At 55.3% G+C, this 10,095-nt stretch carries 8 protein-coding genes; 2 read left to right on the forward strand and 6 right to left on the reverse strand.

The features are described 5' to 3' along the window. The first annotated feature begins 32 nt into the window (after positions 1-32). Both AUK29_04575 and AUK29_04580 read left to right on the forward strand, forming a co-directional pair. Entirely contained in the window at positions 33-2,351 is a 2,319-nt protein-coding gene (locus tag AUK29_04575; GenBank protein ID OIP64506.1) for a 4Fe-4S ferredoxin, read from the forward strand. An 80-nt stretch (positions 2,352-2,431) separates the two neighbouring features. Then, a complete protein-coding gene (locus AUK29_04580) occupies positions 2,432-3,394 on the forward strand; it encodes a hypothetical protein (protein OIP64507.1) in 963 nt (320 codons plus the stop codon). On the opposite strand, the gene AUK29_04585 is transcribed toward AUK29_04580, so the two are convergent. The 6 genes from AUK29_04585 to AUK29_04610 form a co-directional block, all read right to left on the reverse strand. After that, on the reverse strand, positions 3,318-4,355 hold the full coding sequence (locus tag AUK29_04585) for a hypothetical protein (protein OIP64508.1): 1,038 nt from the start codon (positions 4,353-4,355) through the stop codon (positions 3,318-3,320). The genes AUK29_04580 and AUK29_04585 overlap by 77 nt on opposite strands. 1 nt (position 4,356) lies before the next feature. Then, a complete protein-coding gene (locus tag AUK29_04590) occupies positions 4,357-4,548 on the reverse strand; it encodes a hypothetical protein (protein ID OIP64509.1) in 192 nt (63 codons plus the stop codon). Further along, on the reverse strand, positions 4,545-5,165 hold the full coding sequence (locus AUK29_04595; protein OIP64510.1) for a threonylcarbamoyl-AMP synthase: 621 nt from the start codon (positions 5,163-5,165) through the stop codon (positions 4,545-4,547). The genes AUK29_04590 and AUK29_04595 overlap by 4 nt, the downstream gene beginning before the upstream one ends. Positions 5,166-5,312: 147 nt before the next feature. After that, positions 5,313-5,879, reverse strand: a complete 567-nt coding sequence (locus AUK29_04600; protein ID OIP64511.1) for a hypothetical protein — start codon at positions 5,877-5,879, stop codon at positions 5,313-5,315. 104 nt (positions 5,880-5,983) lie between these two features. Next, positions 5,984-8,158 carry a hypothetical protein gene (locus tag AUK29_04605; protein ID OIP64512.1) on the reverse strand — a complete coding sequence of 725 codons (2,175 nt, stop codon included), beginning with the start codon at positions 8,156-8,158 and terminating at the stop codon, positions 5,984-5,986. A gap of 51 nt (positions 8,159-8,209) precedes the next feature. Beyond that, positions 8,210-9,571 (reverse strand): hypothetical protein, encoded by a 1,362-nt coding sequence (locus tag AUK29_04610; protein OIP64513.1) that lies wholly within the window; start codon positions 9,569-9,571, stop codon positions 8,210-8,212. Positions 9,572-10,095 lie beyond the last annotated feature (524 nt).

Genomic DNA, 10,095 nt, shown 5'->3' on the forward strand with positions numbered 1-10,095 from the left:
CTGACCGCTGAAAGCTTTTTTGTGAGAAGACAATGATCATTCATGGAAACATAAAAGGCAAGAGAGTCTCTTCCCGTGAACTCGAGGAACAAATCCAGAAAGCGGTCCGGGACGGACAAAGGGCGCTCTCCATCCGGGCGGACGGGCAGCACGGCATCGGCGGCCGCATCTGGCCCACCGGGCAGAAGGTCCGAATCACGGTGGAAGGTCCCGTGGGACAGCGTCTCGGAGGCATGGGCATGGACGGCGCCGAGATCATCGTAAAGGGAAGCGCCTCCGATGACGTGGGCTGGATCAACTGCGGGGCCAGGATTACGGTTCTTGGGGATGTGACCAACGGCGCCCACAATGCCGGCGCCCAGGGACTCCTCTATGTCCAGGGAGGAGGCGGCGCCCGTTGCGATACCATGACCAAGGCCAACCCTCGGTTTGAACCGTTGCAATCCTGGTACTTCCGGGATGTAGGGGACTCTTTCGCAGAGTTCAAAGCAGGGGGCATCGCGGTGGTCTGCGGTGTGCATCCCAAAAATCCCGATAACATTCTCGGTTACCGTCCCTGTGTCGGGATGGTCGGAGGAAGCATCTACTTCCGGGGCCCCATTCAGGGATACAGTGAATCAGACGTCAAGTGCGTTGATCTCACCCCCCAGGACTGGGACTGGCTGTGCAAGAACATCAAGCCGTACCTCAAGGCCATCGACCGGATGCCCTACCTTGGAGAATTGACCCGATCTCCCAAGGACTGGAAGAAACTCATCGCCTATACCCCGGCGGAAAAGGCCGAGCGCAAAGGAATGAAGATATCCACCACGGCGTTTAGGGCCCAAACCTGGGAGCCCACCGTGGGTAAAGGGGGCATCTTCGGCGAATATCTGGATCACGATCAGACCCTTCTCCCCTATATTACAACCGGTGAGAATCGGCGGTTCCGCCCTGTCTGGAACCATCAGAAATATCTGCCCCCCTGTGCCTATGCCTGTCCTTCACGGATCCCCTCCCACAGGCGGGCCTCCCTGATCCGTCAGAACAAGCTGCAGGAGGCCCTTGAACTGGCGCTTCAGTACAGTCCCTTCCCTGCCAGTGTCTGCGGCCAGATCTGCCCGAACCTTTGTATGGATGCCTGCACCCGGGGAAGGCTGGACAAACCCCTGGATATCAAAAACCTCGGAGCATTGAGCCTGGATCTCCCCGCGCCCAAGAAGGCCCGGTCCACAGGGAAGAAGGTCGCGGTGATCGGGGCCGGTCCAGGCGGGCTTTCCGCGGCCTGGCAGCTGGCGCTCAAGGGACACAACGTGAGTCTTTATGAGACATCAGAAAGACTCGGCGGGAAAATGGAGTGGTGCGTCCCTCGTAACCGCCTGCCGCAGAAGATCCTGAAAAAGGAGATCTCCCGTTTTGAAGAGCTGGGGGTCGGAATCCATCTGAAAACCAAAGTGACCGGGAAACTGTTCAAGGAGATTTACAGAAAACACAACATCGTGGTCGTGGCCTGCGGCGCGCAGGAGGCCAGAACTATGCCCTTCCAGGGATCGGAACACGTGGTTCCCGGCATTGAATTCTTAAAACAGGTCAACTACGGCGAACCCATGGACCTCGCAAGGAAAAAGGTGGTGGTCATCGGCGCCGGGAACGCCGGCATGGATATCGCCTGCCAGTCTTATAACTTGGGGGCCGAGTCCGTGACGGCCGTGGATATCCAGCCGCCCGCAAGTTTCAGCAAGGAACAGGAACTGGCAAAGGCCATGGGCACCCTGATCCTCTACCCCAAGATCGCGGAGAAATACGATCCAAAGAAAAAAAAGATCTATTTCCGGGACGGCGCCTCTTTAAATGCCGACGTGGTGATCATCTCCATCGGCGAGACCCCGGTCCTCGGCTTCCTGCCTCCGAGCGTGCACACGGAACGGGGGTTCATCACCGCCGATGAACACGGCCGGACATCGGATATAAAAGTATTCGCCGTGGGAGACGCCGCCCGGCCGGGACTCGTCACCCACGCCATCGGTCAGGGCCGTCTCACCGCAGAAGCGATACACGCCCAGATGATGAACTTTGATCTGATCCCGGAAATCAAGCAGGTCATTCCTTACGATAGGATCAGGACCGTCTATTACGAAAGATCCCTGCTCGATGAATTTGTGCCGCAAAAAGAAGCGGACCGCTGTATGTCCTGCGGATCATGCAGGGACTGCCGCATGTGCGAGACCGCCTGTTATTACGGGGCCATCACGCGCAAGGAAACCGAAGACGGCGGATTTGAATATGTGGCGGACCCCAAACTCTGCATCGGCTGCGGTTTCTGCACAGGCATCTGTCCCAGCGGGGTTTGGGAGATGGTTCAAAACATCTGATCCATCAACTGATCCTGTCTGAAAATAGTCTATAACCTTATTCCCTGTTGAGGAGCGCCATGAGAACAATAAAACCCCTGATGCGTTGTCTGATCCTGATCATCCTGTTTATGCTCCCCGGGTGCATCACAGTCCAGGTGGGGATGCGGTCGCCCCAGGACAGACTCAGAGAGACCGTGGTCCAGGACAAGGGATGGAACAAGATCCTGATCCTGGACATCAACGGATTCCTGAGTGATGTGGGTCCCTGGAAGCCCTATTCCCCCCCGGTGACCGTGCTCAATGACGTGAAAGAGAAACTCCGCAAAGCCGAAAAGGACAGCCGGATCAAGGGGGTGATCCTCCGGATCAACAGCCCCGGCGGAACCGTGACCGCTTCGGACAGCATCTACGACGAAATCAAACAATTCAAGGAGAAAAAGCGCGTCCCCGTAGCGGCCCAGATGATGGACACCGCGGCATCAGGAGGCTATTACGTGGCCTTGGCCGCGGACCGGATCGTGGCCCAGCCGACCAGCATCACCGGAAGCATCGGGGTCATGGTTCAGAAATTCGACGTGCATGAACTGCTCGCCAAGATCGGCGTCATGAACACCCCGGTAAAATCCGGCGAGCACAAGGATATCGGTTCCCCGTTCAGGCCCCAGACCGAAGAGGAACAAAAACTGCTTCAGAAGACCATTGATGAACTCTACGGCCGTTTTGTGCAGACCGTGGCTGATAACCGGAAGGGACTCACGCGGGATGAAGTCCTGGCCCTGGCCGACGGGAGGATCTATACCTCTGAACAGGCCCTGAAGAACAGGCTCATTGACCGGATCGGTTATTTAAACGATGCCATTGATGAAGTAAAAAACATGGCCGGTCTGGAAACGGCCCGGGTGATCATCTACCACGTCCCATCCGCCTATACGGAGAACATCTATTCGTCCGTTCCCCTTCCCCCGGTCAGTGAGATTCATCTCCTCAATCTGAACCGGGACCTTGCAGGATTGGGGAGTCCGTTCCTCTATCTGTGGGAGCCAGGGTTTCAGGGCTGGTGATGCCCCGTGCAGCCGCACCCGAGGAAAGCGGAAGAGAGACCAGGGAGAAGGGATCCACCCTGGCGCCGTTGAGTTTCACGCCCCAGTGCAGGTGGGGTCCGGTCACGCGTCCCGTGGCGCCCACGTGCCCGATGACCTCCTCTCTACTGACAGAAGACCCCTTCCCGACCGTCATGTCATTCAGATGCGCATACAGGGTATAGAGCCCGAATCCGTGGTCCAGAATCACGGTATGGCCGCTGAAGAAGAGATCGCCGGCAAAAACCACCCGACCGGCATTGGAGGCATGGACCTCTGTCCCGGAGGCGGCCTTAAGGTCGGCGCCTGAATGCGGGTTCCTGGGTTCCCCGTTGATGATCCTCCGGAGCCCGAACCGGCTTCCGCTTTGCACATCAAGCGGCACGGCAAAACCCTGATCGAAGATCCGATCAGGATTCTGTATACTGAAAATGGCGTCCTGCAGTTTCTGTTCCTCTTTATACCGTTTCAGGTCCTTGCCGGACAGGTGGACGTACTTCTCGTCCACGGTGATCCGTTCCACGGGAAATTCTTTTTTCTGAATTTTCAGGATCATGGTTCCCGATGACTCGATGCCGTCAGGGAACTCCGCCCGATAAGTGAGGGTCTGCTCTCCGGGCGGGATATCCAGGTCGATCCCGGCCAGCCCCATCCAGACCTTTTTGTCCTCGGCCGGGAAGAACAGGATCTTCTGTTTGCCGAGGGAGGCGCTCACCCTGGCAATCTCCCGAGGGGATCCGACCCGGATTAGGACCGCCTCCCCGGGAAAGAGTTCCTTGGGTAATGTTTCGAACTGCAGATCTCTCTTCGGGACTTCCTTCGAAACCATGGAAGACGGGTCACGCTCAGGGAGGTCCGGTGCGCCGTGACCGATGACGGTCATCCCCAAGGCGGCGAGCATGGCCCCCATAAAAAACAGAAGGGTAAAACCGGGACGCGGCATTCTATTCTTCACTCCTTCCGGAAAGGCCGCAGCGGATATACTCAATCTTGATGCACCGGTCCATGACCACCTCGATCCCGGCCGCTTCCAGTCTCCTCGCGGCCTCAACAACCACGGCCTCCCCGTCTTTGACTTTCCGGATCTTCTTTTCACACGTGAAATTCCGCCGCCCTTTGGGGGGGCGGAATTTCACTGCATGAAGAACTTCAGATCCCCAGACCCTTCCCGCATGATCTCGATCTTGTTGTCCACGAGGGAGATGACGCTGGAAGGAAGGACGGGCAGGATGCCGCAATTCAGGATCAGATCCACTTGCCCACCGAATTGTTCAAGAAGTTCTTCCGGGTCCGAGATGACTTCCTCTGTGCTCCGGTTGGTGCTGGTGCTGATGATGGGGTTCCCCAGTTCCTTCACGAGCAAAAGAGGGACGGGATGTTCCGGGATCCGGATCCCGACGGTCTTGCTCCTGCTCCGGAGCAGCCTCGGAGTCTCTCTGCTGGCCGGAAGAATGAAGGTGTAAGGCCCCGGCAGAAACCGCTTCAGAATGCGGTACGCAAAATTGGAGACCATGGCATACCGGCTGATATGGGTCAGATCCGAGCAGACAAAAGACATGGGTTTCTTGGGATCTCTCCCTTTGATACGGATGATGCGGTTGACCGCATGAATGTTGGTAATGTCGCACCCCAGACCGTAAACGGTATCGGTGGGATAGATGATGACGCCGCCGGAACGCATGACTTCAACCGCCCGCTGAATGTGTCGTCCCTGGGGATTCTTAACATGGATATGGAGGACCGGAGCGGCCATAAATGCTTTATCCTTTGGGAAAGGATTATACCCAAACCATGGAATCTTGTACAGTCAAAAAGGCGGGCCGGGCCGGGCCGGTTATGCTCCGGAATCCTGTATATCAAGGGGATGAAGGCGGCGCTCAATCAAGAAAAATCAGGGCCGTTAAGAAACAGATCGGGGACTTGCAACTAGGGTCCGCCCGTCCGGGTCGACCGCATCACAGATGAGGTCGGAAAAATCGTCTGCCAGTTTTTCTTCCTCATCATGATCCATGGCGATCCCGGAGGCATCTCTTAAAAAATGAAAATATTCATGCACCAGGGTCTTGATATCATAATCCCTGGTGATATAAATGGTCTTACTCTCGGAATCATAAAGGCCGTCTACAGGGAGAAGCAGCCCGTACCGGCCGATCACCCTGCTGTTCATGGTCTGGTCCGAGATGATCTGGATCTCCAGTTCTCTCCGACCGCTTTTGAACTGATCATCCTTGAGACGCAGACCGACCCGCTTCTCAATGAAGCTTGGATAGACTTTGAACGAGACCTCCAGATACTTGTTGATCTCGTCATACTTGTTATACTCATGGTAGATCTGGGTCCTGCAGAACTCATTCTCCAGGGCCATGAACTTGACCAGTTCCACCCCCCCGTTGCTGTAACGGGCTCCGAGCATGTCGTTTTGGAGAAGGATCAGCACAAAGGATATCAAAAAAACTGTGCGTTTCATCAAACAACTTCCTGCTTCATTCTCTGCCTATGGCAGGGGCTCTTAAATGCATTTCCTGTCTTATTTTTCGGCATTTTATAAAAATACTTTAATATTTTTTAAACTCATTCCCCCTCTTTTTCCAAAATGGACAGTTTAGTCAGACGATAAAGGAAATTGCAGACCTCGAAATCCACCAGGGTGGACCGGGCGCAGATCTCACTGATGGTCCTTTTGCCGTTGATCAATGAGAGGATCAGCTGCTGGTCATTATTCAGTTCGGTCCCGTTGAGTTTCTCTTTGCCCCCCTTGGCAAAGGCAAAGACGATGTCCATGGAAGGGATGGCATGGCGCATCTTTTCCCATTCATCCTCCCTGCGCGCCCCTTCCATGAGAAGATTCATGACATCCAGTGAAAGATCTTCGGCCGGATCGATGTTCGGTTCCTTGTTGATGAACTCAAAGCGCCCTTCCGGGAAGAGGAAAAGGGAATAAACGATCTCCGTGGCCTGGACCTTGAGGGCCGCTCGAAGGTCCTCTTTGCGGACGGCGCCGATTCCGATCAAGGCCTTGCCGAGCCGTTTCGTGGGATCCTCTGCGCACAGGGTCAGCGCCCGCTCCCTCTCCTTTTCCGTGATCATCCCAAGCTTGATCAGCAGATAACCGAGTTTGTTCTTGTTGTCCTTGTCCATACAGGAGGCTGAAGAGATCTTCCCCTCACGAAAATAGAGACATTTCTCATCATGCCTGCTCTGGATCACCAGGGTCCCTGTGTTCCTGCAAGAGGCCATGAGCTGAAGGAGGTCAGGCACCCGGATGGTCTTCAACTCACCTCTCAGTTCCACCAGGGCGGAAGGCGCATTTTCGGAATCAGGGGCCGGCGCCGGAGGCTTCTCATCTTCCCCCTGCTTCAGCCCGGCGCTCAGAGGCTCACCCTCGCCGCCGGATCCGGGCGCGTCATGTTCCCGCTCCTTGGTCTCCTTCAAAGACGGTTTTGCTTCCGGGAGATCGGTTTCCTGCGCTCCTTTCCGCCTTAGGATCAAAAACAGGATGATCAGGAACAATACAAGAAGCAAGACCGCAGCGCCCAGTGACAGGATACCGTAATAGGCCTTCCGGGGCGCGCCTTGAACAGGACCCGTCGCTTCGATCTTTGAGAGATCGGCCTTCACCTCCTCCGCTTTCCCGGTCTTGTCCGCATCGGCTCCTTTCCCTCTCTCCCCCTGTCCCTTGCTCTCAGGCTCTTCATGCACGATCTTTTCAGGAGGCGCTTGCTGAGGGAGAGTCGAACTCCGGGCCTGGGCCTCTTCGTTCTTCTTGACGGGAGGCTTCGGCTCATCCGGCTTGGCTGTTGTCCCGATCTGAGCAGGGCCTGGGACAGGCGCCTTCAGGTCTGCCGCGACTTTCTCTTTTCCCGCAGGGGCCTGTACCGTCTCTTTGGCAACGGTGATGCCGGTCTCCTCCTTCACCGGCTTCTGATGCTGATCCCAACGTACCGGCGCCGGGTAAAAGGAGATATGGCTGACCGGCTGCACAAACCGAGAGATCTTCAATCCCAGAAGGATCTGCTGGCCGTCCGAATCCGAACCCATGCCGAGCAGCAGATTCTTGACCTTAACGATCAGGTCCGGCTGAAGCCCCTTTCTCGACACAACCGGGTCGGACGCAAATGACCTGGAGGTTTTGAGCACCACCACGTTCTGCATCACCCCGGTATCAAAATGCTTCACTGCGTCCAACAACCCGCTCTCCACACAGGCCGCATCGTAAGTCCCGTTGATCACCCCGGAGATATTGTCGGCGAAATGGGATGAGACACTTATTTTTTGAAATATTTTTTCCGGATCGTCCTCAAGGGCCTCCATCAGAAAGGACCATCTCGACCGGCTCTTCTCATCCATCACCAGACGCCGATTCCCCCTTTTCAGATCAGAGATCGAATGCACGGACCCGTTCCTGGCCGAGATCAGCAGGAGATTGTGAGTCTCTTCCTCAGACCGGGTAAAGTTCGAAATGAGCTGCAGGGCCCCGTCATGTTCATAATAAAAGACATTACTGACAACAGCCAGATCAGCCTCTTTGCTATCGAGGGCTCGGAACAGAGCATTCTCAGTCTGAAACGGGCGAACCGCGATTTTCTCATCCATACGGTCCTGGAGATAGCCGCAGAGAAGATTTGCCTCTTCTTCGGACCGGACCAGGGAGTTGTTATTCGGCACAAAACCGAAAGTCAACTGGGCCTGCGCCGATCCCGCCATCACCCATGTCATTATGAATCCGATCAAGAACGCTCGTTTCATAACGGTCTGTTCCTCAATTTTCTATCGGGGTCGGAACGGATTGCAGCGGGTTTATCTGAAGGGATAAACCTCCTGCCCTACCACCTGATTCAACCTGGCGATCGCTTTCACATAATCGAGTTTCTTGAAGAGCCAATGGGCATCGGACCAGCGTTTCTGAACCTGGGAGTCGTTCACATCCTTCACGGTCGTCATCCCGTACGGGTACCCCTGCCGCACAACCTTGACCTGCCGGATGGCCTTTTCCCTGGCTTCTTCCCGGATCTTGAGCTGCTCGTAGAATTCATTGACCTCCGTCAGAGCCTGCTGTACCTGAAGGGCGATCTGTTTTTGCAGATACTCATACTGATTCTCAAGCTCCACCATGTGGTGCGAGGCTTCCTTGTATTCCCCGTAACCTTTGAAGCCGTCAAACAGATTCATACGAGCGCCGATTCCGACCGTGCTCACAGAGTCCTGGTTGGCGTCGAAGTCGTCGCTGGTCCAGGTCTTCTTGGCGAACGCCGCGATCATGGGAAGGTTCGAAACGGCCGCCACCTTCCTTTGAAGCTTGGCGCTTTGAACCGCGTCCTTCAGCATCCGGATTTCCGGGCGGTTCTTCATGGCCGTATCCACCATGGCCTGCAAATCCTGGCGGAAGTCCGGATAATTCAGTTTGTCCCCCACGATGTTGATGGTCGCCGAGACATCCACGCCCATGGTGATTTTCAGGGCCTCCAGACTTAACGTCTCCCACTTGTTCAGCTCCGGGAGCCAGGTCCGCATATCGTCCAGGTCATACTGGACCTGAATCACATCCTTCTCCGGCGCGTTTCTCGCCCCCTTCTTGAAATCCGCATCCGCCGTCTTATAAAAGAGCTCCATCTCCGAGATCGTCTCCAAGAGGATCTTCCTCGCCTCACGGGCCAGCACCGCCTGCTGGTAAGAGGTCACCACGGTGAGCAGGAGCTGATTGCGGACGTCTTCTCGTTTGCTCTCGGCTACATTCACACCGAGTTTGGCCAGGCGGTTCATGTTGGTGATCCGGCCCCAGGTAAAAAGCGGGAGTTCAACCCCGGCCTCGGTCACGATCATCTTGTCATCGGTTAAATCGAAACGCTCCACCGTCATAGGCGAGGCATAGCCCACGACAGGCAGAGAAAAGTTTTGCAGATTGATGGGTTCGTCCAATTTGATGGAACTCGAACTCACCATGACCTGAGGGTAATACGCCGACCGGGCCTGCATGAGCACGGCCTTGGCCTTTTTCACCGCCGCTTCAGAGGCGATCAGCCCCTGGTCCTTTTCCATCGCGGCCTGAATGCAAGCGGCCAGATCCAGACTCTGGAGATCCACAGCGTATCCCGTCCCAGCCGTCATAATAAAAATAATTAAACCGATGATTCCCTTTCTCCACGTTTCACATTCTCCCATAACGCCTCCTCTCTTAAAATCCACATAGACTACAGACTATCAATAGGTCCGCTGCCGTTAAACCGAGTACAAGTCAGAGAACCCCAATATGCTCTCCCACAGAGGTAATTAACGCATGGCTTTTAGTGCCGTTCGTAAAAGAGGCTCAAAACTCGGCAAGCATTTGAAACCAAAGCTCTAATCTGCTATTTAAGTATCTCCCGGTGTGCTTTTTCTGTCAATGGGAATTTGACATATATACTGCTTTTCAATCCGTCCCGGATGGGAGCGCTTAGTGGCCCTATTCGTAAATACGGTCGCATTCGAGTGCCGTAGGGCGGCCTCATCTGCGTTCCGCTCCTTGCGGCGTACCACAGTGGGTACACCTCAGTAGCTCGCCTTGATGAGACTGCCCTACGACCCTCTCGGTACGTTACCATATTTACGAACAGGACCACTTAGGCAGGGTCCTTCAAAGAATAAACCTATCCAGTGAGTGAAAAACCATGACGGATCTTCGTCGGAAGGTGATCGCTGAAGTGGAC

The sequence above is a fragment of the Nitrospirae bacterium CG2_30_53_67 genome (genome assembly GCA_001873285.1).
Taxonomy (GTDB): Bacteria; CG2-30-53-67; CG2-30-53-67; order CG2-30-53-67; family CG2-30-53-67; genus CG2-30-53-67.